15 protein-coding genes are annotated in these 21,994 nt (G+C 70.8%); 5 read left to right on the top strand and 10 right to left on the bottom strand.

Translation table 11 applies throughout. From position 1 onward, the window contains the following. The first annotated feature begins 278 nt into the window (after positions 1-278). Positions 279-3,803, top strand: a complete 3,525-nt coding sequence (locus ACIBLA_RS08805; protein WP_399198182.1) for a hypothetical protein — start codon at positions 279-281, stop codon at positions 3,801-3,803. Positions 3,804-3,861: 58 nt separating this feature from the next. Here ACIBLA_RS08805 and mfd read toward each other — a convergent pair whose 3' ends face one another. Further along, positions 3,862-7,413 (bottom strand): transcription-repair coupling factor, encoded by a 3,552-nt coding sequence (mfd, locus tag ACIBLA_RS08800; protein WP_399198181.1) that lies wholly within the window; start codon positions 7,411-7,413, stop codon positions 3,862-3,864. Between the two features lie 250 nt (positions 7,414-7,663). Between mfd and ACIBLA_RS08795 the strand changes: the two genes are divergently transcribed. Together ACIBLA_RS08795 and ACIBLA_RS08790 are read left to right on the top strand one after the other, a co-directional pair. Continuing rightward, on the top strand, positions 7,664-7,963 hold the full coding sequence (locus tag ACIBLA_RS08795) for a hypothetical protein (RefSeq protein WP_399198244.1): 300 nt from the start codon (positions 7,664-7,666) through the stop codon (positions 7,961-7,963). Positions 7,964-8,049: 86 nt separating this feature from the next. Beyond that, on the top strand, positions 8,050-8,580 hold the full coding sequence (locus tag ACIBLA_RS08790; RefSeq protein WP_399198180.1) for a DUF6879 family protein: 531 nt from the start codon (positions 8,050-8,052) through the stop codon (positions 8,578-8,580). Here ACIBLA_RS08790 and ACIBLA_RS08785 read toward each other — a convergent pair. After that, complete coding sequence (locus ACIBLA_RS08785) at positions 8,508-9,245, bottom strand: choice-of-anchor P family protein (protein ID WP_399198243.1); 738 nt, start codon at positions 9,243-9,245, stop codon at positions 8,508-8,510. The genes ACIBLA_RS08790 and ACIBLA_RS08785 overlap by 73 nt on opposite strands. A 606-nt stretch (positions 9,246-9,851) precedes the next feature. On the opposite strand from ACIBLA_RS08785, the gene ACIBLA_RS08780 reads away from it, so the two are divergent. Further along, complete coding sequence (locus ACIBLA_RS08780) at positions 9,852-10,847, top strand: helix-turn-helix transcriptional regulator (protein ID WP_399198179.1); 996 nt, start codon at positions 9,852-9,854, stop codon at positions 10,845-10,847. A gap of 34 nt (positions 10,848-10,881) precedes the next feature. Here the strand turns inward: ACIBLA_RS08780 and ACIBLA_RS08775 are convergent, their stop codons facing one another. Together ACIBLA_RS08775 and ACIBLA_RS08770 are read right to left on the bottom strand one after the other, a co-directional pair. Next, complete coding sequence (locus ACIBLA_RS08775; protein WP_399198178.1) at positions 10,882-11,172, bottom strand: hypothetical protein; 291 nt, start codon at positions 11,170-11,172, stop codon at positions 10,882-10,884. Positions 11,173-11,174: 2 nt separating this feature from the next. Then, positions 11,175-12,515 carry an amidohydrolase gene (locus tag ACIBLA_RS08770; protein WP_399198177.1) on the bottom strand — a complete coding sequence of 447 codons (1,341 nt, stop codon included), beginning with the start codon at positions 12,513-12,515 and terminating at the stop codon, positions 11,175-11,177. A 201-nt stretch (positions 12,516-12,716) separates the two neighbouring features. Here ACIBLA_RS08770 and ACIBLA_RS08765 point away from each other — a divergent pair, with 201 nt between their 5' ends. After that, on the top strand, positions 12,717-12,893 hold the full coding sequence (locus tag ACIBLA_RS08765; protein WP_363243212.1) for a thiazolylpeptide-type bacteriocin: 177 nt from the start codon (positions 12,717-12,719) through the stop codon (positions 12,891-12,893). A gap of 97 nt (positions 12,894-12,990) precedes the next feature. Here the strand turns inward: ACIBLA_RS08765 and ACIBLA_RS08760 are convergent, their stop codons facing one another. From ACIBLA_RS08760 to ACIBLA_RS08735, 6 genes are all read right to left on the bottom strand, one after another. Next, entirely contained in the window at positions 12,991-15,012 is a 2,022-nt protein-coding gene (locus ACIBLA_RS08760) for a TOMM precursor leader peptide-binding protein (protein WP_399198176.1), read from the bottom strand. Further along, the gene (locus ACIBLA_RS08755) at positions 15,009-15,764 is read right to left on the bottom strand and encodes an ABC transporter permease (RefSeq protein ID WP_363243254.1); all 756 of its coding nucleotides are present in this window, start codon (positions 15,762-15,764) and stop codon (positions 15,009-15,011) included. The genes ACIBLA_RS08760 and ACIBLA_RS08755 overlap by 4 nt, the downstream gene beginning before the upstream one ends. Before the next feature lie 110 nt (positions 15,765-15,874). Next, positions 15,875-16,822 carry an ABC transporter ATP-binding protein gene (locus ACIBLA_RS08750; RefSeq protein ID WP_363243214.1) on the bottom strand — a complete coding sequence of 316 codons (948 nt, stop codon included), beginning with the start codon at positions 16,820-16,822 and terminating at the stop codon, positions 15,875-15,877. 44 nt (positions 16,823-16,866) lie between these two features. Continuing rightward, positions 16,867-18,042 (bottom strand): M50 family metallopeptidase, encoded by a 1,176-nt coding sequence (locus ACIBLA_RS08745; protein ID WP_363243215.1) that lies wholly within the window; start codon positions 18,040-18,042, stop codon positions 16,867-16,869. After that, complete coding sequence (locus ACIBLA_RS08740) at positions 18,039-19,142, bottom strand: lantibiotic dehydratase C-terminal domain-containing protein (RefSeq protein WP_363243216.1); 1,104 nt, start codon at positions 19,140-19,142, stop codon at positions 18,039-18,041. The genes ACIBLA_RS08745 and ACIBLA_RS08740 overlap by 4 nt, the downstream gene beginning before the upstream one ends. Continuing rightward, complete coding sequence (locus ACIBLA_RS08735) at positions 19,139-21,967, bottom strand: lantibiotic dehydratase (protein WP_399198175.1); 2,829 nt, start codon at positions 21,965-21,967, stop codon at positions 19,139-19,141. Before ACIBLA_RS08735 ends, ACIBLA_RS08740 begins: the two co-directional genes overlap by 4 nt. Positions 21,968-21,994: the final 27 nt, after the last annotated feature.

Raw genomic sequence — 21,994 nt, 5'->3', positions numbered from 1 at the left:
CCTGGTTGGCCGCTTTCCGCGGGGGCGTTTTGAGTTCGGTCGGGACATGGTGGGCATCCTCCTGCTCTCCGGGCACCGCATCGGGTTATCGAGTCGTGCGGACTGAGGCCGACGCTGTCTGTTCCGGACGCCGTCCCGCAGGAGTCTGTTGCGGGTTGGACACTTCTGTTCTGAAGCGGGCTGGTAGGCGCTACGTTCCCGGCGTGGCGGACGGTGCGTCCAACTCGGTGCCCAGGGGGTGTTGGACACCGGGGCACGGGCCTGGAAGGGGAGTCGCGGTGTCGAAACTGGCGGAAAGGGAACCGGAGTACGCCAAGCTCATCGAGGAGTTCGTCGGCGAGCTGACCAAGTGGCGCCGAGGTCCACGGGGCGGTGAACTCTCCGACCGCAAGCTGGCAGCACAGGTACGCGGGGCGGAACGGCGCGCCGGTGCCACGCCGACCGTGGGGGTAAGTCCGAGCACCATCGGGGCATGGTTACGCGCTGAACGGTTTCCCCAGAGGATCGAACAACTGCTCGATCTGGTGGAGGCGGTGGAGGATCAGGTCAAGAAGGGCAACAAGCCGCTCAGTGCGGAACAGGAAGCTGTGCTGCACAAGAAGCGGTGGAACGACGTCTACGCAGCCGTGACCGGCCGACGCGCGGACGGCACCCGTTCCGCCGTCGAAGCCGCTCAGGCCCGAAAGGTGCGGGAGCGCCTGTGGCCCGGTCCGCCACTGGCGGAGGTGACCGACGCGTTGCAACTACAGGTGCACGAGTCGATCGGGTCAGCGGCTCACGGACTGCCGTTGCTGCCGCGGTACGTGCCGCGCGACCACGACCGTCGACTGGCCGAGGTGGTGGCCGGGGCCGCCGACGGAACCAGCGCGATCGCCGTGCTGGTGGGCGGATCCTCCACAGGCAAAACTCGTGCCTGCTGGGAAGCCCTCAACCCACTGCGCGAGCGGAAGGAGCCGTGGCGGCTGTGGCATCCCCTCTACCCGGCCCATGCCGGTGCCGCTCAGGCCGAACTGACCCGTCTCGCCCCGTACACAGTGGTGTGGCTGGACGAGGCCCAGTCCTACCTGGCGGGCGGGGACGGTGAGACAGTCGCCGCAGACCTTCGAAAGCTGTTGCGCGACCAGGCACGGGGGCCGGTGCTGATCCTGGCCACCTTGTGGCCCGCTCACTTGCGCGCCCTGACGGATCCCCGCGCCCCGGACGCGCACCGCCACGCCCACAAGCTGCTGGAGCACCACAGGATTCATGTACCGGATGCCTTCACCGGGCCCGATCTGGCCGCACTGAGAGCAACGGACGACGATCCCCGGCTCCGGGAAGCCGCCGACGCGGCCCCGGACGGCCAGGTCACTCAGTACCTGGCCGGGGTGCCGCTCCTGAGGAGCCGTTACGAGATGGCACCGCCCGCCTCTCGGGCGCTCGTCCAGGCCGCCATGGACGCCCGCCGCCTCGGCGCCGGAGCGCATCTTCCCCTGGCCTGGCTCACGGCGGCTGCCCCGCACTATCCCGAAGCTGTCCGCGTCGACGTGCCCGACGAGGGCTGGCAGACCGAAGCCCTCGGCTATGTCACCGCCCCGTGCAACGGCATTCCGGGCATTCTCACCGCCGTCGGGACACCCCGCAATCAGCGCACACACGCCACCGCGGGCTCCGGCGCCCCGGCCGGCCAGGGGGAGTTGTACCGACTGGCCGACCATCTCGACCAGGACGGCCGCCGCTCCCGTGCCGAAGAGATCCCGCCCGTCGGCTTCTGGACCACGGCGGCCCGGCACGCGCCCCGCTCCGACCTGGCCGAACTCGGGCACGCCGCCTGGAATCGCGGGCTGTATCGCGACGCCGCCCAACTCCTCAAGCACGCCGCCGCCCAGGGCCACCCGCAGGCCGCGATCGACCTCGTCCGGCGCCTCCATGCCCTGCACCCCGACGACCACCGCCCCGCCGAGTGGGCTGCTGCCGCGTTCCGCTCGGACGACCCGCACGCCAAGGCCAGGCTGCTGGACACCCTGCGGGAGGCCGGAGCGGAGGAAAGCGTCATCGCCCTGCTGGAACGGCACCCCGCCGCCGAGACCTCCCAGGACGACAACCCGTTTCCCCTGGACGACCTGTACGAAGTGACCAGAGTGCTTGAAGTGCTGCGGGACGCCGGAGAGACGGAGCAGATCACCGCCCTGGCGAAGCATGCCGCCGACAACGCCTCGCTGCACGCGCCGGTCGACGCGGGCATGCTGCTGGACGCGCTGCGGGAGGCCGGAGAGACCGAGCAGGTGGCCCTCCTGGCGAGGCGCGCCGTCCGCGAGGTCCGCCTCGGAGACCCGGATGACGAAGACGGCCCCGAGGACCCGGACAACGTGGCCGAGCGGCTGGACTATCTGCTGGTGGCGCTGCGGCGGGCCGGAGAGGTACCCGAGATCGCCGCCCCCGTACGCGAGCAGATGACCGTCCTGTTGGGCCGCGCGGTCCGCGCCGTCCGCCTGAACAACCTTGAAGCCGTGGGCGAGATGCTGAAGGCGCTGACCACGTACGGGACTCCGCAGCAGGTCACCGCCCTGGCGAAGAAGGCCGCAGCCGAGGTCTCCGTGAGGAAACCGGGCAACGTGGCCGGGCTGCTGTATGTGCTGCGGGACGCGGGAGAGAAGGATCAGGTCACCGCGTTGCTGGACCGCGACCCCGCCACCAAGGTCTTCAGGAACCGCCTCGGCGACGTGGCCTGGCTGTTGCGGGCGCTACGGGAGGCCGGAGAGGACCCGCACTTCGCCGACCTGGCACGCGCACAGATCACCACGCTGCTGAAGCGCTGTCCCGCGACCAAGGGCCCCCTGGACGATGCCTACGACGTGGCCTGGCTGCTGGACGCGTTACGGGAGACCGAGGAGGATCCGCGGCTCGCCGACCTGGCACGCGCACAGATCACGGCCCTGCTCGATCGCGACCCGGCCACCCAGGTCGACGCGGGCCACGTGTATGCCGTGGCCGACCTGCTGCGCGCGTTGTGGGAGGCCGGGGAGACGGACCAGTTCGACACCCTGGTGGGACGGGCCACCGTCGCCGTCTGCGCGGACATCGTGTCCGAGGTGGCCCACCTGCTGGGTGAGTTGCGGAAGTACGGGACGCCGCAGCAGGTCACCACCCTGGCGAAGAAGGCCGCAGCCGAGGTCTCCGTGAGGAAACCGGGCAACGTGGCCGGGCTGCTGGACGTTCTGCGGGAAGTCGAGGAGCGGGACCAGGCGATCGCCCTGGCGCGGCGGGCCGACGTCGAGATCCCCTCCCTCACCGATCCGAGCACCGTCCACTGGCTGCTGCGTGCGATGAAGTCGGTCGGAGCCGAGGATGCCGCCGGCGCCCTCGCCGCCCGCACGGCCAACGCCCTCGCGCTCGGCTCCCGCCACAGTGCGGACGCCGTGGCAAGGATGTTGGAAGCACTTCGGGAGGCCGACACGGGGGGAGCGGTCGACATCCTGCTGGACCGCGCCCCCGCTGCCGAGGTCGACCTGGACAACCTGTACCACGTCGCCCTGCTACTGGATGTGCTCCGGAAGGCCGGGGCGGACGATCAACTCACCGATCTGGCGACACGCGCCGTCAACGACGCCTTCCTGAACGGTTCGCACGCCGTGGCCGAGCTGCTGACAGCTCTGCGGAAGGCTGACGCGCACGCGCAGATCGCCACCTTGGCCGAACGGCTTCCTGGCGCGGGGCACTTCGACCAGTTCATCGAGATCGGCGGTGCCCAGGGTCGGTTCAGGTTCGGGCGGGAGCCCGACGGGACTGACTCTACGTCGTGGAACTGGGATGACTTGGAGTGATCGGGCCGGTACGCGGAGACGTACCGGCCGGTACGCGGGGACGTATATCTGAAAGCGTTCACGAACCCAGGATCGTCGCCAGGAACTCCCCCGTCCACGACAGCAGTTCGCGGCCCACCACCGGCTTGCCGCCGATCTTGCCCGACGTCGGGCGCGGCACCAGGATCTGATGGGCCGTCGGCTTGATCACCGTACGGGGATGGAGCCGCTTCAGCCGCAGCTCCTGGGACTCCCGCAACTCCACCGGCGCGAAGCGGATGTTGGGGCCCTGGAGGACGATCTCGCCGACCCCGCGGGCGCGCGCCAGCATCCGCAGCCCCGCCACCAGCAGCAGATTCTCGACCGGTTCGGGGAGCTTGCCGTAACGGTCCGTCAACTCCTCGCGTACGGCGGTGATGTCGGCCTCCGAGTTGGCGGAGGCGATCGCGCGGTACGCCTGGAGGCGCAGCCGCTCGCCGGGCGCGTAGTCGTGCGGGACATGCGCGTCGACCGGCAGCTCGATCTTGACCTCCAGCGGTGCCTCCTCCTGCACCGTGCCGTCAACGGCCGCGCGGTAGTCCGCGACGGCCTCGCCGACCATGCGTACGTACAGGTCGAAGCCGACGCCCGCGATGTGCCCGGACTGCTCGCCGCCGAGCAGATTGCCCGCGCCGCGGATCTCCAGGTCCTTCATCGCGACATACATGCCGGCGCCCATCTCGGTGTGCTGGGCGATCGTCGCGAGGCGTTCGTGGGCCGTCTCGGTGAGCGGCTTCTCCGGCGGGTAGAGGAAGTACGCGTAGCCGCGCTCCCGGCCGCGGCCCACCCGGCCGCGCAGCTGGTGCAGTTGGGAGAGGCCGAAGTTGTCGCCGCGCTCCACCACGAGGGTGTTGGCGTTGGCGATGTCGATACCGGACTCCACGATCGTGGTGGAGACGAGGACGTCGAACTTCTTCTCCCAGAAGTCCACCACGACCTGTTCCAGGGCCTGTTCGGACATCTGACCGTGCGCGGTCGCGATACGCGCCTCCGGGACGATCTGGCGCAGCCGGGCCGTGGCGCGGTCGATCGACTCGACGCGGTTGTGGATGTAGAAGACCTGGCCCTCGCGCAGCAGTTCACGGCGGATGGCCGCGCCGATCTGCTTCTCCTCGTACGGGCCGACGAAGGTCAGCACCGGGTGCCGCTCCTCGGGCGGCGTGGTGATGGTCGACATCTCGCGGATGCCGGTCACCGCCATCTCCAGGGTGCGGGGGATCGGCGTCGCGGACATCGTCAGCACGTCGACGTTGGCGCGGAGCTTCTTCAGCTGCTCCTTGTGCTCGACGCCGAAGCGCTGCTCCTCGTCGACGATGACCAGGCCGAGGTCCTTGAACTTCGTCTCGGCGGAGAAGAGGCGGTGCGTGCCGATGACGATGTCGACCGATCCCTCGCGCAGCCCTTGGAGGGTCGACTTCGACTCGCTGTCGCTCTGGAAGCGGGACAGGGCCTTCACGGAGACGGGGAACTGTGCGTACCGCTCGGAGAAGGTGCCGAAGTGCTGCTGCACGAGCAGGGTCGTGGGGACGAGGACGGCGACCTGCTTGCCGTCCTGGACGGCCTTGAAGGCGGCGCGCACGGCGATCTCCGTCTTGCCGTAGCCGACGTCGCCGCAGACCAGGCGGTCCATCGGGACCGTCTTCTCCATGTCCTCCTTGACCTCGGCGATGGTGGAGAGCTGGTCGGGCGTCTCCACGTACGGGAACGCGTCCTCCAGTTCCCGCTGCCAGGGGGTGTCCTGGCCGAAGGCGTGGCCGGGCGCCGCCATCCGCGCCGAGTAGAGCTTGATGAGGTCGGCGGCGATCTCCTTGACGGCCTTCTTGGCGCGCTGCTTGGTCTTCGTCCAGTCGGCGCCGCCGAGCCGGTGCAGGGTGGGGGCCTCGCCGCCGACGTACTTGGTGACCTGTTCGAGCTGGTCGGTGGGGATGTAGAGGCGGTCGCCGGGCTGGCCGCGCTTGGCGGGGGCGTACTCGACGAGCAGGTACTCGCGCGTCGCGCCCTGGACGGTGCGCTGCACCATCTCGACGTACCGGCCGACGCCGTGCTGCTCGTGGACGATGTAGTCGCCCGGCTCCAGGGTGAGCGGGTCGATCGTCTTGCGGCGCTTGGTCGGCATCCGTACGCCGTCCTTGCCCGCCGCCTTCTGGCCGGACAGGTCGGTCTCGGTGAGGACGGCGAGCCCCAGCGCGGGGTCCACGAAGCCGTACTCGATCGAGCCGCACGCGACATGCACGAGCGCCGGGGTGATCTCGGCGAGACCCTGGCCGCCGCGCGCCTCGGGGGTGTCGAGGCGGGCCGCGATGCCCTCCCCGCCCAGCACCTCGACCGTACGGGAGGCCGTGCCGTGGCCCTCCGTGACATAGACGACGCGCCAGCCGTCGGCGAGCCAGCCCTTGGTGTCGGCGAGGGCGCGGGCGGTGTCGCCGCGGTACGTCTCCGGGGCGCGCATGCCCAGCTTGAGGGTGTCCGCCGACAGCTCCTCGTCGGCGGCGAACGGCGCCACCGACCACCACATCATGCCCAGCTCGCGCGCCCGGTCGCGGACGTCCGCGATGCCCCACAGCGAGGCCGCGCCGACGTCGATGGGCGCCTCGCCGCCGCCGGCTCCCGCCGCCCAGGACGCCTGGAGGAATTCCTGGCTGGTGGCGACCAGGTCGGCGGCGCGGGTACGGACCCGCTCGGGGTCGCAGACCAGCGCCATGGAGCCCTTGGGCAGGACGTCGAGCAGCAGCTCCATGTCGTCGACGAGGACCGGGGCCAGGGCCTCCATGCCCTCGACCGCGATGCCCTCGGAGATCTTGCCGAGCATGTCGGCCAGCTCGGGGTGCACCTCGGCGAGGGCGGCTGCCCGCTCCCGCACCTGCGGGGTGAGTAGCAGCTCACGGCAGGGCGGCGCCCACAGTCCGTGCTCGGCGACTTCGAGCGACCGCTGGTCGGCGACCTTGAAGTACCGGATCTCCTCGATGTCGTCGCCCCAGAACTCCACCCGAAGCGGGTGCTCCTCGGTGGGCGGGAAGACGTCCAGGATGCCGCCTCGTACGGCGAACTCGCCGCGCTTCTCGACCAGTTCGACGCGGGAGTACGCGGCGGCGGCCAGCGCCTGCGTGACCTCGTTCAGGTCCGCCGTGCCACCGCCCCGCAGCGACACCGGCTCCAGGTCGCCGAGGCCCTTGACCTGCGGCTGGAGTACGGAGCGGATGGGCGCGACGACGACGCTGACCGGCCCGGCGCCGGGGTCGTCGGCGCGCGGGTGCGCGAGCCGGCGCAGCACGGCGAGCCTGCGGCCGACGGTGTCGCTGCGGGGCGACAGGCGCTCGTGCGGCAGCGTCTCCCAGGACGGGAACTCCGCGACGGAGTCGGCGGGCAGCAGCGACCGCAGCGCGGCGGCCAGATCCTCCGCCTCCCGCCCGGTCGCGGTGACGGCGAGCACGGGCCGGCCCGCGTCGCGCGCAAGGGCGGCGACCGCGAAGGGCCGGGCGGCGGGCGGCCCGACGAGATCGACATACATCCGATGCCCATCGGCGGCGGCACCGACCGCTTCGCCGAGCGCCGGGTCTCGTACAACGGCGTCGAGCAGACCGTGCAGGCTCATGAAGGGTGTTTCCGTCCGGTTCCGGGGGTGGGGGTGCGCGCGGAGGGTGCACCGGGTGAGCAACGCGAAGGACCCGACACGTCTCACGGGCCGGGGGCCTCCAGCGTACGACCCCGCACGGAGGGACGCCGCGCGGGACGGGTGGGGGCGGGCGGTGGGGTGGTCGGGGGCCGTGAACGTTGGCGAGAAGCCGCCGCGGACGACATTGCTGTGCGTAATCGACCTCGATAGAATCTGTGACATCCGCCCGCTGGAACCCTCTCACCCGGAGGTAACGAGTGAAAACCGTCCCTGGGAAGCAGACCCTTCCGCGTTATTCGAGCGGCGCCTCGGCAAGACGGCGCAGGAGCTGGGAAATTCTCAAGACGAAGAGGACTGCCCGGACATCTGGCAGTTGAGCAACGGCGACATCGCGGTCATCGGCCGAGACCTCACAGCGGATTATTCGGCGAGTCTTCCTGCCGGTGTCTCCTTGGCAGCAGACGAACGCCTCGTCGTGATCCCCGGAAATATGCTCAGCGCCGCGAAGAGGGATATTCCGGATGCTTGACCTGAACGTGCCGACGATCACCCCCCGAGCTGGGTGAGCGCCTCGTCAGCAAGGACTACAAGCGCGATTTCAGAGAACGTCAAGCGGTGATCCAGGACGGCGCCTCGTGGAAGCTGGAGCGACGACAGTACTTCGAGGAGCAGAACAGCCCCAGCAGGGACGCGCTCCGTCGCGGGGACTGGCAGGAAGCACTACGTCTCTTCGCCGGGCGACGGGACGCCGCCATGGCCAACGCGCGGGAGTACAGGCGCCGTCGGTACATATTCCACCGGGTGCGCATTGTCGAGTATCCCGTCACCCCGTATGTGCAATGGGAAATGCATTCGCTGGTCCAAGATGGCGAGCTGAACAGCAGCCGGGTACGAATCGTCACCGCGGACCAGGTGGCCGAGGCCGAGAAGAAACAACAACTCCCGGAAATCGTGGTACTTGGCGGCCACACCCTCTACAACGTCATCTACAGCGACACCGGGGTCCCGATGGGCTCGATCCGCTTCACCGACCCGGAGCACGTCAATTCCTGGGAGCGGTACTTCCGATCGCTCTACGAGATCGGCGAGGACATCTCCTCGTACTTCGCCCGCGAAATCGCGCCCCTGCCCGCACCAGTCCCATAGCCGGAGCACATCATCAACGAGCACAGCGGTGCACCAGACGTTCCCGACAGCTCGCGCAACGATCTGTCGGGAACCTCCAACGGCACCGGCGAGATGTATCGGGCGCTCGGCAGATCGGAGGAGGCAGCCCACTTCCAGCGCCGGGCAGCTGCCGTCCACCGTGACCTCGGGGACCCGTGGCACGAGGCGCTGGCCCTGGAGGCGTTGGCTTCGGCGGTGGGTGAGGCCGAGGCGCACAGGTCCGAGGCTCTGCGGCTCATCGGACCGTACGACGACAGCCGGGCGGTTGCCATGCGACGGCGGCTCGCTTTGTAGAGCCAGAGCTGCGCTCGCCGGCCCTGAGGGGTCGGCGAGCACAGTGGGGTGCTGCGGTGCTTCGGGTGGTCAGGTCGTGCAGTTGTGGGCCGTCGTCTCTCCGTCTGCTCGTTGGTGACGTGTTTCGCCACTCCCAGGTCGATCGTGTGGTTCGGGTTGTCCGGGATCGTGACCGGGGTGCCCGCGACGGTCAGTGTGAGCTTGGTCGTGCCCGCCTTTGATGGGCAGCTGCTTGTCGATGTGGCGGTGAGGCCCGAGACCTCGATGACAGGCAGGCCCGGCACTCCGACCCTGGCGTTGGCGATCGATGACGTTCCAGTCGGTGGGGACGGTGAACGACCGTCCCTGATAGGTGAGTTGGGTCTCGACGCCGCCGCCCGTGCCCGGAGCCGCGCCCGGAGCTCCGCGAGATTTGCTGTACTGACAGCGCCATGTCAATCGAGGACCTGGGGGGCTATGGTCGAACCGGCCGTCGAACCGGGCGCGACAAGAGGAAGCCACCCTTGTATTACCAGGAGCAGTAGGCGCAGCATGTTCGAAATGCGGTGTGAGGGGGCAGGTGAAGCGGCGGGGCAGATGGTCCGGCGCGGTCGCCTCGCGCACGCATGAGCACACCCGTCGACACACAAGAGCACGCCCGCGTACACAAGCCTCACGACGCGTTCGCTTTCACCAGTTGTCCGAATATGACCTCCGGTAGGCGATATTCACGTCACCCGGACCCGCGACCAGTTCACCCTCCGGCCCACCCGGCGGCAAGCGGCCGGTCATGACACGTTCGGTTCCCCCATATCCAGGGCACAGTTCCTCGCAAGATCAGTTACAGAGTCATGGCATTGCCTTTACTCTCTCCAAGGTCCCCTCCGAGCCTCGCGGCCAGCCCGGCGGACCGCATCACCGACGGCGCCACCCCACCCGTCCTCGGCGTGAATTGATCCAGTAGCGGAGGCCAAGTCTTGGGCGACAACGAGATGTCCGTCTTCGGCGTCTCTCCGACCGAGGAAGAGATCTACCGGCACTTTCTCCGCAATCCCGATACATCGGCGGACGACATCCACCTCCTGGTCCACTCCGAACAGGACGACGCCAAGCAAAGCCTCGACCGGCTGCGGGAGTTGGGCCTGCTGAACCCCGACAGCAGTCACCACCGCGTCTCCCCCGCCGACCCCGGTGTGGCCCTGGCCCGGCTGACCGACGCTCGACTGAACGCGCTTCACGAGGAGTTGCGCCGGGTCATGCAGGCCCGTGATCTGGTCGACGGTCTGCGCGCCGAGCAGGGCTCGCGACTGCCCCCGGTGCAGGGCATCGAGCAGTTGGAGGGGCTGACGGAGATACGGAACCGGATCGACGACCTTGCCTTCTTCGCACGTGACGAGATCCTGTCCGTGGAGCCGTACACGAAGCTCTCGGCCGCGAACATCGAACGCTCCCGCCCGCTGGACCTGCGATGTCTGCGGCGCGGGGTGCGCATCCGCAATGTGGTGCTCGCCGCCGCGCTGGACGACCTGCCGACCCGTGAGTATCTGCGCGAACTGGTCAAGCGCGGGGCGCAGATCCGGGTCGCGGACAACATCACGGAGCGGATCCTGGTGTACGACGGCCGTACGGCCCTGGTCCCGGTGGACCCTCAGAACACCGCGCGGGGGGCGCTGTTGGCCCACAAGAGCGGGCTCGTCTCCAACATCATCGCCCTGTTCGAGAAGATCTGGACGCAGGCCGACGATCTGCTGACCGTCACGAAGGAGTCCGCCGACGCGGTGGAGGGGCTCAGCGAGATCGAGCAGCAGGTGCTGATCTCGATGTGCACGGTGGGCAAGGACGAGGCGGGCGCCCGCGACTTGGGGATCTCGGTCCGTACGTACCGGAGACATGTGGCCGACCTGCTTCAGGCGCTCGGCGCCGCGAGCCGCGCGCAGGGCGCGCTGCTGGCCCGCGAACGGGGCTGGATCTGACGGGGAGTTGACAGCGGCGGCGGCAGGGAACGGGTCAGCTCTGCTCCGCCCAGCCCCACAGCGCCGCGTCCGCCAGGACAGCCCGGACCGCGCGGCGGATGTCGGTGTCGGTCGTCGCGCCGTCGCGCGCGATCCACAGCCGCACCTGGTCCCCCGCGACCTCCGCGACCTCCGGGACACATCTCAAGTGCCTCGGCAGCAGCCCCAGCAACCGGATGACGGTCGTCTCGGCTGACGGGGCCGCGCTGTCCTCACGGACCGTCACCACCTCCACATATCCGGTGGCGTTCGCCACATGCGCGTACCCGTGCCACTGGGCCGTCATGGTCAACGAGTCTCCTTGAACAGCTGCCTGGCGGCCGTCGCCATGGCCGCGATCCCCGCCGGCAGGGCGGTCCGTACGTCGGGGGCGAACTCCGCCGAGTGGTTGGGCGGTACCGGCCGGCCGGCCGCGCGCGCCTCGCGCCACTGCCGCGGGGATGCCGTACCGACCATCCAGTATGCCGTCCGTACCCCTTCGGTGGCGAAGCTCGGGAAGTCCTCGGTGGCCATCGAGCCCGGCCACTCGGCCACCCGGTGCGGGCCGAACTCCCGCTCGTGGGCGGCCCGTACGGTCGCCGTCGTCGCCGGATCGGGCAGCAGGGCCGGGGAGCGGGAGACGACCGTGACCTCGGGATCCCTGGGGCAGCCGGAGGCCGCGCACTCGGCTCGTACGATTCGTATCGCCGCCGCCACGGCCCGTTCCCGGGCCTGGTCGGTGGCCGCACGGACGGTGATGCTCAGCTCGGCTCCGTCCGGGACGACATTGCCGCGACTGCCCGCGTGCAGGGACCCGACGGTCAGGACGACCTGGTCGGACGGCGCTGTCTCGCGGGAGACCACCGTCTGCAGGCGCATAACGGTCGCGGCGGCGGTCACGACAGGGTCGACGGTCAGCTGCGGGGTGCCGGCGTGGCCGCCGTAGCCGTGGATGACGACGTCCAGCGCGGCGCTCGCCGCCAGCATCGGGCCCCGGCCGTGCGCGAGTGACCCGGCCGGCAGCGGCGCGGTGTGCTGGGCGAGGACGACGTCGGGAGTGCCGAACCGCTCGTAGAGCCCGTCGGCGAGCATCGCGCCCGCGCCTTCCAGGGTCTCCTCGGCGGGCTGGCCGACGACCAGGACGGTGCCGCTCCAGGTCTCGGCCGACTGCGCGAGCAGGGTGAACGCGCCTGCCGCGGAGGCGAGATGGAGGTCGTGGCCGCAGGCGTGCATGGTGCCGGGGACGGTGCTCGCGTACGCGAGGCCGGTGCGTTCCTCGATGGGCAGGGCGTCCAGTTCGGCGCGCAGCATGAGGGTGGGTCCGGTGCCGTTGCGCAGGACGCCGACGACGCCGTGGCCTCCGACGCCACGGGTGACCGAGGCGCCGTCGCCCGCCAGGTGGGCGGCGAAGCACTCGGCGGTGCGCGCTTCGGCGCCGGACAGCTCCGGGTGGGCGTGTACGTCGAGATAGAGCCCGAGGGCGGCGCGCAGGGTCTCGCGCGGTACGGCGGCGGGGCCGGTGGGACTGGCGGGGCCGCCCGGATCGGCCGAGTCCGTGGACGGAGACGCTGATTCCGGCCGAGGCGCGGGTTCCGGTGGCGGCTCGGGTGTGAGTGCTCGGGGTGTGTCCTCGTTCAGCGCGTCGATCATGCGCCGTTCACCTCCTTGCTTGAGGTCCGAGCGTGCTGCAGGGCACGCGCACCGGACACACGTTCCGCTGACAGGGGGTGTCAGCGATGTGACAGTGAAAGCCGGGCCGAACTGACAGCGGGCACAGGTGGAATGAGGCCACCGCAAGGGAGCGCTGCCGGACAAGCCGGTGAAGCCCCCGGTAACTGAAGGAGAACCCCCATGACCCCGAAGACCGGTCTCGCCACCCTCGCCGACGAGATCCTGGAGCTTGAGTCGGAGACCTTCGAGATCTCGGACTACTCGGACGCGTCCGAGGTCGTTCTCGCCGGTTCCACGTCCTGCTCCTCGACGTCGACCTGCTCCAGCACCACCAGCACCACCTCCTGCTCCGCCTGATCCAGGCCGGCGGTCAAGGCACCGGCCCCTCCTCCTTGGGTGTCCCCCACGTGGTGAGGGGCCGGCTGCTGTTGTGCCGCGAAGCCCCCGCGCGGACTCACGGGAACGGATGCGGGACCGCCTTGATCGCGGACTCCGGCAGGTCGTCCGTACGCCGCCCGGCCACCCGCAGCGCCGTCCGCAGTCTCGGCATCAGCAGGGCACGCTGCCGCGTCCACCCGAAGTCCAGCGGCAGCAGACCGGGCACGAGAGTGCTGACGGTGTGCAGCCCCATCCGCCGCTGCTCCGGCGTCGTCTGGTCGACGGCGATCACGTCGTATCCCGCACCCGCCAACTCGTCGCGCAGCAGCCGCAGATCGTCCAGCAGATCACCGGTGCGCGGCCGGAGCGGGGCCCAGTCGGCGTACGTCTCCTCCAGCGTGCGTACGGCGGTCGGCTCCAGATACTCGCGCGCGTGCTCCGCCATCTCCGGCAGGCCGTACAGCTGCGCGTGGTCCTTCAGATGCAGGACCTTGCGGTAGTCGTCCGCCATCTCCCGCAGCTCGCCCTCGCGTTCGGCGACCTGGTAGGGCAAGTGGGGTATGTAGGTGAGGACTTCGGACAGGGCCGCGTCGACCGTGCCCTCCGGGTCGAAACCGGCGGCGGCGCTGAAGGAGAGCGTGCCCAGACCTCCGTCGCGGCGCACCGCGAGGGCCGTGACGACGGGCACGGCGAGGTCCATCCGGGTGTCGAAGGCGTGCACGTCGTAGCCGTGCAGCGCGGCCCGGTCGAGCATCGTGCGGATGGTGCCGCCCCGGCACGATCCGAGGTCGATCTCGGTGAGCCGGGCGCGGCCGTACCAGGCGAGCAGGAACGCGTCGCGTTCGATCAGCTCCAGGAGCCCGAAGAGGATCGCCTCCTCCAGACTCCCGCCGGTGGCACAGCCGTTGGAGCACTCGAAGACGAAGTTGTCGGCCTCGACGCCCGCGCTGTAGTGCGCCAGCCGCGCGGGGACCAGGATCGGGCGCTCGTCGCGCAGCGAGTGCCCCCACACCCAGGGGATCGGCCGGTCGGGGTCGAACGGGCTGACCAGGTGGTCCTTCTCGTACGTCGCGTCCGCGTAGAAGCCGCGGTCCGCCGGGTTCAGCGCGTCGGCGGCATCGGCGGCATCTGCGACGAGATTGTTGTACGAGTCGACGACCGGGGTCGTGCCGCGGCGGCGGTGGGTGCCCGCGTACCGCTCAAGTCCCTCCAGGTAGGCCAGAGTCCGGCTGGTGGAGTAGCTGTTGGCCTGGCCGCTCCAGGTGACGTCGTTGAGGCCGGCGTAGCCGCGTACGAAATTGGTGCCCGCGACGGGGGCGGTCGTGGTGGACGTCGGGTTGATCCAGGTGTCCGAACCGAGCGTGCCGCACACGGGGTTGGCGAGCGCGGCGGTCGGCAGCGGGTACGAGTCGAGCGGGCGCAGCCGGTAGCCGTCGGGGTCCGGTTTGGGCCGGGCCGTCAGGCGCATGCGCGCGGCGTCGGCGGTGTCGGGGCGGCCGGGGACGCAGGAGGGGCAGAGCGGTTCGGGCAGCAGCGGGAAGGTCGCGGCGGCGAGGGTGCCGAGGTCGATCCGGGTGACCTGCGGCAGCTCGCGGTCGGGCGCGCCGGTGGCGGGCGGGGTGAACTCCCCCGTACGGACGGCGAGATACGCCGCCCAGACCGCGTCCACCGCGTAGTCGGTGAGCAGCGGCCAGTCGACGGCGCCGTGCGGTTCGTGGCCGAGTTCCAGCGCCTCGCGCTCGGAGCGGCTGCGCAGCCGCTGCCAGCGCATGGCGAGGCACTGGCCGCAGGCGCTCTGTCCGGCGCCGCCCCACGGGCCGACGAGGACGGCCCGCGAGGTGAGCTGGACATTGGCCCGCGGGCGGACGGCGGCGTACGGGTCGGGGAGCCCGAAGCCGAGGACGTCGGCGGCGCCGAGCGGCACGACGAGCGGTACGGGCAGAGCCAGCGATCCCGGACCCGCCGATCCCGGACCCACCGAGCCCGCGTCCGCCGCCGCCTCGAACCGTACGGTCAGGGCCTGTTGGAGACGGGCACGGCCGCGGTCCAGGGGAGTACCGTCGGCGGAGACCTCAGCCGGCCCCGTCGCTGTCGTCATGACTGGTCGCTCCAGCGGAAGGTCTTGAGCGCGACCGCGCCGAAGACGACGGCGAAGGCGGTGACGCCGCCGCAGGCCACCAGGATGTCGCCGCCGCCACCGTCGCCGGTGATGGCGGCGGAGATGCCGTCGTTGAAGTAGCGCAGCGGCAGCACGAGCGACAGGTTCTGCATCCAGCCCGGCATGGCGTCGAGCGGGAAGAACGACCCGGACAGGAACGCCATCGGCACCATCAGGCAGTTGGCGACCGCGGCGACCGCCTCCGGCGTCTTCGCGAACGAGCCGACGATCACGCCGACCGCGAGGAACGCGGTGATGCCCAGGAACAGCACGGGCAGCGCCAGCGGCCAGCTCCCCGCCGGTTCGAGACCGAAGAACGGCAGCATCGCGACGAGCACGAACATCGCGGCCTGGATGGTGCCGATGGCGAGGGCCAGGACGTAGCGCGAGCCGAGGATCGTGGTCAGCGGCGTCGGCGTCATACGGATCAGCCGCAGGATGTCGTCGCGGCGCCACTGCATGATGACGAACCCGACACCGAACACGGCGGCGTTGGCGACACCCCACGACAGCACGCCGGGGGCGATGTAGTTGATGTACGGGCGTCCGCTCTCCTCGACGGTCATGCCGTGGAAGATCAGGCCGAAGACGATCAGGAAGAGGAGGGGGAAGGCGAAGGTGAAGAAGAGGGTGGTCTTGTCGCGGGTGTACGCCTTGTAACCGGCCTGGCTCAGCGCGGAGTACGCGCTCATGGCGCGGGTGCGCGACGGCGTCGCGGGGGTCGTGGGCTGGGTGCCCGATGCGCTCGTGGTGCTCATGGTCGTTGCTCCGTCTCTCGGTTCTCGTCGCGCGTCGGGCTCGGCTACGCCTGCGGCTGGGCCTGCGGCTGCGGGCTGCCGGTCAGTTCGAGGTACACGTCCTCCAGGCTGGCGGTGCGTGTCTGTACGCCGTGCAGTCCGGCGAGCGCGTCGACCGCCGACAGCACCGGACCCGAGTCCTCGGTCTCCAGCACGATCGAGTCGCCGTCCACGGTGGCTCGCAGCACACCGGGGATGGCCTGCGCGTCGGTGAGCGAGAGCCGGTCGGCCGGGACCAGCAGACGGGTGAGGGAGGTGCTGGCGGCGACGAGCTTGCCCGGCGTGTCCAGTGCGACGATCCGGCCGTCGACGACGATCGCGACGCGGTCGCAGAGCGCCTCGGCCTCGTCCAGGTGGTGCGTGGTGTAGACGATGGTCCGCCCGGCGCCCTTGAGCGCGCGCAGCACGTCCCACAGCGCGCGGCGGGCCTGCGGGTCGAGCGCGGCCGTCGGCTCGTCCAGGAAGATCAGTTCGGGGTCGTGGACGAGCGCGGACGCGATGGCCAGGCGCTGGCGCTGACCGCCGGAGAGATCGTCGACGCGGACGTCGCGCTGCTCGGTGAGACCGACGGAGGCCAGGCCCCGCTCGGCCGCTTGCCCGTCGGTCTTGTAGAGCGCGGCGACCGTCTCCAGGTGCTCGCGCGCCGTGAGCCGTACGAAGAAGGCGGACGCCTGGGTCTGGACGCCGAGCCGGGGCAGCAGCTCGGGGTCGCGCGGCCAGGGGTGCCGGCCGAGGACGGTGACCGTGCCCGAGTCGGGGCGGCGCAGGCCCTCCATGATCTCGACCAGAGTGGTCTTGCCGGCGCCGTTGGGCCCGAGCAGACCGAAGAACTCGCCACGCGGGACGGTCAGCGAGATGCCGTCGACCGCCCGCTTCTCCCCGTACCGCTTGTGGATCGTGTCGAGGACGACGGCGGGGCCGTCGGTTGACTCGTCGGTGGGTGTGGGGGGCATGCGGTTCTCCTTGAAAGCGGGGCGGTGTGTGCCGGGTTGCGCGGTTACGTGGCGAAGAGATGCAGGAGCAGCGCGACGACGGCCACGACGATCCCGGTGAGGACGAGCAGCGAGCCGGCGGTGTAGGCGAGGTAGGCGGTACGGGCCCGGCGCGGGTACGCCTTCGCCGCCGGGTCGCGCCGTACGGCCAGCCGCACGTACTCCCGGCTGGACGCGGCGAGCCCGGTGGCGCCGCACAGCTGCGCGGCGATCTTGTACCCGTCGAGCGGCGGCAGCGGTACGAGCATGGCCAGCGCCTGCGCGCTGCCGATGAGCAGCAGTCCGGCCAGCGCCTGGCCGGTGGCGTCGTCCACCGGGGCGAACAGCCAGACCGCGCAGAACGGCAGCAGGACGGCCAGATTCATCACCGCGCCCGCGACGGCTGTCGCGATGCGGTGCCAACGAGTATGCAGATAAAGGTAGTTGTCGACTGTGCAGTACATGATCACGACGGGCAGGCGCCAGCGCAGTCCGATCTCGGTGACCTGCCCGCCGTAGCGTCTCGCCACCACCCCGTGGGCCAGCTCGTGCAGCGCGGTGCTGAACCACAGCAGCGTGGCGGCGCCGGCGAGCAGGACCGGGTTGGTGAAGAGTGCCACCGCTCCGTCGACGAGTTCGCCGAGCCGTGCGACGGCCACGACCTCCATGGCGGTGATCAGCAGGAGCAGCGGGATCACGACGGGTGCGGCGAGCAGGGGGCCGACGGCGCGGTGCAGCCGCTCGGCCGTCGCGTCGGCATCGGCGACCAGGGGGAGCGTGCCGCGCAGAAGGGTGCGCTTCGGCGGTTCTTGTGCCGTGTCGGCCGTCTCGGCGGCGGGGGCCGTCTCGGCGGTGGGGGTCGTGTCGGCGGCGGGGCTCGCGGGGCCGCCCTCCAGCAGCCCCCGGACCCCCAGCATGCCCAGCAGTTGCCGCCAGTTGGCGTCGCCCAGGCGTTTGCCGTACTCCGCCGCGTACTCCGCGCCCAGCTCGTCCAGACCGCGTGTGCCGTCCATGCGCGCGATCAGGAAGTGCTCCTTGACCCCGACCTCGTACGACTTGCCGCTCCGCGGGTTCTTGACGAGGTGCACGGTCCTGGGACCGAGCAGGAAAGCGTCGCTGACCAGCACGTCGGGGCGCAGACACGGCAGGTACCGGTCGGTCGGGGCGTGACCGGTCGGGACGCGGTCCGCGGAGGCGGTCATGACGCGGCCACCGCCCCCGCCTCCGTCCCCGATTCCGCCGTCGCCGTTGCCGTCGCCGTCTCCGTCTCGGACTCCGCCGGCGCGACGGACTCCCGCAGCGTCCGGCCCAGTACGTGCGACAGATAGGCCTCGTCGCGGATGGTGACATGCAGCCGGTTGTTGGTCATGTGCATGTACGGGGACAGCAGCAGCGGCAGCGCGACCGCCGGGTCGGTGACCTGCTCGTCCCGCTCGCCGTCCCAGGACCGGAAGACCAGGTCGCCGTCGAGCGCCAACTTGCGGGCACGCTGGTCGAGTTCGGCGCAGTGTTCCGCCCAGCCCGCGAGGAAGCCGGGCAGCCGGCCGGGCTCACCGGCACCGACGGCGGCCCTGACGCGGGCGAAATGGCTGGTGAGACCGGGGGCCATCGCCGCGTAGTTCTTGTCGTACTCGACGGTGCCGATGAAGCCGGTGCCGGGGAACGCCGTGTGCCAGAACTCGTAGTAGCTCTCCAGGTACTTGGTCAGTTCCTGGTCGTCGGGCAGGAAGGTCCCCGACATGACCATCATCAGCTGCGCGGACGTGCCGAGCAGCACGGTCCGCAGATGCAGGTTCTTGGTGCGCAGCGCCTCGATGACGAGATCGCTGGAGTGCCTGAAGTGCCACTCGGCCAGCTCGATCCCGGCGGGGCCGCCGTACTTGCCGTACTCCGGCTCGTACGGCTCAGCGCTGCGGGAGTTGTTGGGGCGCAGATTCATCCGGCCCTGGTCGTCCATGTAGTGGCCGCGCTCGGTGCCGGGGAACTCGATCTCGAACAGCGTGTTGTAGAAGTCGTTGAGGAAACCGGAGTCGACCTCGTACAGCGCCGGGCGTTCGGCCAGGAACGTGTCGACGGCCTGCTCGGTGCGGGCGCGCACGGCGGGGGCCGCCGCCTCGCTGACGGGCTTGAGGCGCAGCCGGATGTGCGGGCCTTCGAGCCAGTAGTTGATGAAGAAGTAGTTGTCGATCAGGCCTTCCGCCTCCAGCTCGGCGACGAGCGGGCGCACGCACTGGATCAGGAAGGGCCGGGGGTTGGCGGCGTAGAAGACGTGCGTGGCCTGCCAGCTACCGGTGCCGGTCATGAGGCGTCCCCTTGTGCGGAGTCGGCGGATACGAGTTCTTCGTCGGGGGTGGCCGGTGACGCCGGCGCGCCGGCCAGGGTCTCCACGGCCAGCTCGGCGACATGGCGGCCCCGGTCGGAGACGGCGTGCAGCCCGTCCTCGTCGGGCAGCATCTCGCGGAACACCACGCGCGCCCCGGCCGTCTTGAGCAGCGCCTCGAACGCGGTGAGCGACAGCGCGCTGTCGAAGTCCAGATACTGCGGCTTGGCGCCCGTCGCGCCGCGCGCCCCGCTGTCCGAGATGGTCACGAAGACCCGGTCGGGCAGCCCGGTCGCGCGCCGGAAGCGGTGCCATCCGAGGAACCAGTCGTCGTCGGAGACTCCCGGCGCGTGCAGCGGAAGCCCGGCGGCGGGCGCGCTCCAGCTGCGCCTGCTGAGTACGACGCTGCCGTGCCGTACGCGCGGTCTGCGGGTGACACCGCCCACCGGCTCGGCCTCCGGGACCCCGCCCCACACATTGAGCGGGGCCATCGAGGTCGGGGACAGGAGCAGCAGGGTGCGGGGCAGTTCGGGCAGGGCGAGCGGCACGAGATAGCCGAGGTAGACCGGGATGACCTCGCGGCCGAGCCGGGTCGAGCGCAGCACCAGCCGGTCGGCGTCCCCGGTGACGTCATGCTCGATGTAGAGGTCGTCGAGATCGATCCGGTACTCCTCCGGCAGCGTGCCGGTCTCGCCGGGGCAGACGATCTCGTACTCGGTCAGCCGCTCGTGCAGATTGAGATTGCTGGTCACCGGGCCGCCGGTGACCTCGGCGAACACGGCGCCCGGCGGCTGCACCCGGGCGGCGCCGGCGAGCAGGGCGCTGTCGAGCCCTTCGAAGCACTGGGCGAAGCGGCTGAAGGGGAAGGACAGCCCGCCGTAGGAGCGGTTGAGGACGACCAGCGGGTCGTCCGGGCGGTCGGCGAGCTGGACGTGGTGGCTCATCGGCGCGAACGTCGGTGCGGCCGGGGCGAGTTCGGCGGCGACGTCGGCGAGGAAGCCCGCGTCGAGGTCGATCTCGTCGAGGTGTCCTTCGGAGGCCCAGAGGCCGCGCATCCGCTCGATGAACAACTGCCGTGCGGTGTCTATGGACTTGAGCTGCGGCAGTCCCAGCCAGTTCACCTCGGGCACGTACTGACCGTCCGCGTCGAACGTCGTACGGCTCGCGGTGAACGACATGTACTGGTCGAAGAAGTCCTCGTGGAAGTCGTGCACCAGCTTCAGCAGATCGTCGCAGCGCCCACCGTGTCCGTATCGGGCCAGGAAGAAGCCCCGGAACGTGACGCGCTGAGGCAGCGTCAGATCGAAGGCGGGCAGCACGGTCTCGACCCGGCCGAGCGGCCCCGCCGTCAGCTCGCGCCAGGCGCCGAGGTCCATCGCCGTCTCGCGTCCCGCCGCCGCGTCCTCGTACAGCAGCGTCTGCGGCACACGGGCCTTCTCGGCGCCGAGTTCCACCTGGACGTCCCTGAGTGTGGTCCGGAGCGCGGCCATCACCTCGCGGCGCCCGGCGGGCTCCGCCCCGGCGAACCGGTCGGTCAGCGCGATCGCCTCGTCCAGCCGCCCGGCCAGCTCCGTGGCCCAGGGCCGGTCCAGCTCGCGCAGCGACCGCTGGAAGGCGCGCAGCGGGTCCGTGTCGTGAACCGCCGTACGCAGCGCGGGTACCTGGACCATGCCCAGGTCCAGCAGCGCGGCCAGATACTGCTCCGCCTCGTCGGCCCCGGCGTGCGCGTCGTCGGCGAGCCACGCGGCCAACTCGCCGTAGCGCAGGGCCGGGTGCTCCTCGAAGAAGTCGAGCAGCCGCTCCAGGGTGCCGCTGCGGCGCAGGAAGAACAGCCGGTCCTTGACCGCGTCGAAGGTGACGGCGGTGTCGTCGTCGCCGGTGGTGACCCAGCGGCGCACGTAACGCACCCGGTCGTCGTCCCTGCCCCAGCCGGACGCGGGCGCGACGGGCAGATCCGCGCGGCGTACGGGGTCGGCGATCACGCACTCGGCGAGCCGGCCCAGCGCGACGACGTTGAGCCGCGCGTGCCCGGTCCACTCCTCGGCGACCCGTACCTCGAAGCCGTCGCGTGCCTCGGGGCCGTCGGCCCCGGCCGGCTGGTCCTCGAACTCACCGAGCGCGACGCCGGTGAACGTCGAGAAGGGGCTGGTCTTGCAGACGGTGCGGTAGAGGTACGACAGCAGCGACCGCTCGATCTTCCTGCGGCGCTTGTCGGGCCTGGCGTCGTGCTTGCCGTCCGCGCCTTGCGCCACGAACGCGTCGATCTGCGCGTCGAGCGTCGGCGAGGCCAGCAGCAGCCCCTTGCGCAGCCGCTCCTCCCCCACGATGCCACGGAGCGCGGCACGCGCCTCGGCGCTCTCGCCCGCGAACAACTGGGCCCCGGCGGCCCGCTGTTCGGCCAGCTCCCGCCGGTCGAGCAGCCAGCGCGACAGGGCCTCGCCCGTCGCGGCGTCGCGCCCCGCGACCAACGCGAGCGCGGCGCCCGGCCGCGCGGGCAGCCGGTTGTTGAACACCTCGCGGCGCAGCTTCAGCAGCGCGCGCCGGACGTCCGCCTCACCGGGTGCGGCGTCCGGGCCCTCGTCGGTGCGGCCGACGAGGTCGTGCAGCAGATCGCCGACGCGCTCCCCGGCCGCCCGCAGCCGCTCCTCCTCGGCCAGCACGGTGTCCGCCCAGCGGCGGCTGGCCGGGCAGCGCAGGGCGCGCACGGTCTCGATCGGCAGCCCGGCGACGCGCAGCATGAACGCGCGTCTCGGGTCCTGGTCGTGCGAGTGGTGCGCCTGCTGCGTCTGGTTCGACTGGTCAGGCATCTTGCTCCCCCATCCGGTAGGTCATCG

The organism is Streptomyces sp. NPDC050433 (genome assembly GCF_044458565.1).
Taxonomy (GTDB): domain Bacteria; phylum Actinomycetota; class Actinomycetes; order Streptomycetales; family Streptomycetaceae; genus Streptomyces.
Note: the sequence above shows the minus strand (reverse complement) of the source record. Positions and strands in the feature narration are given on the sequence as shown.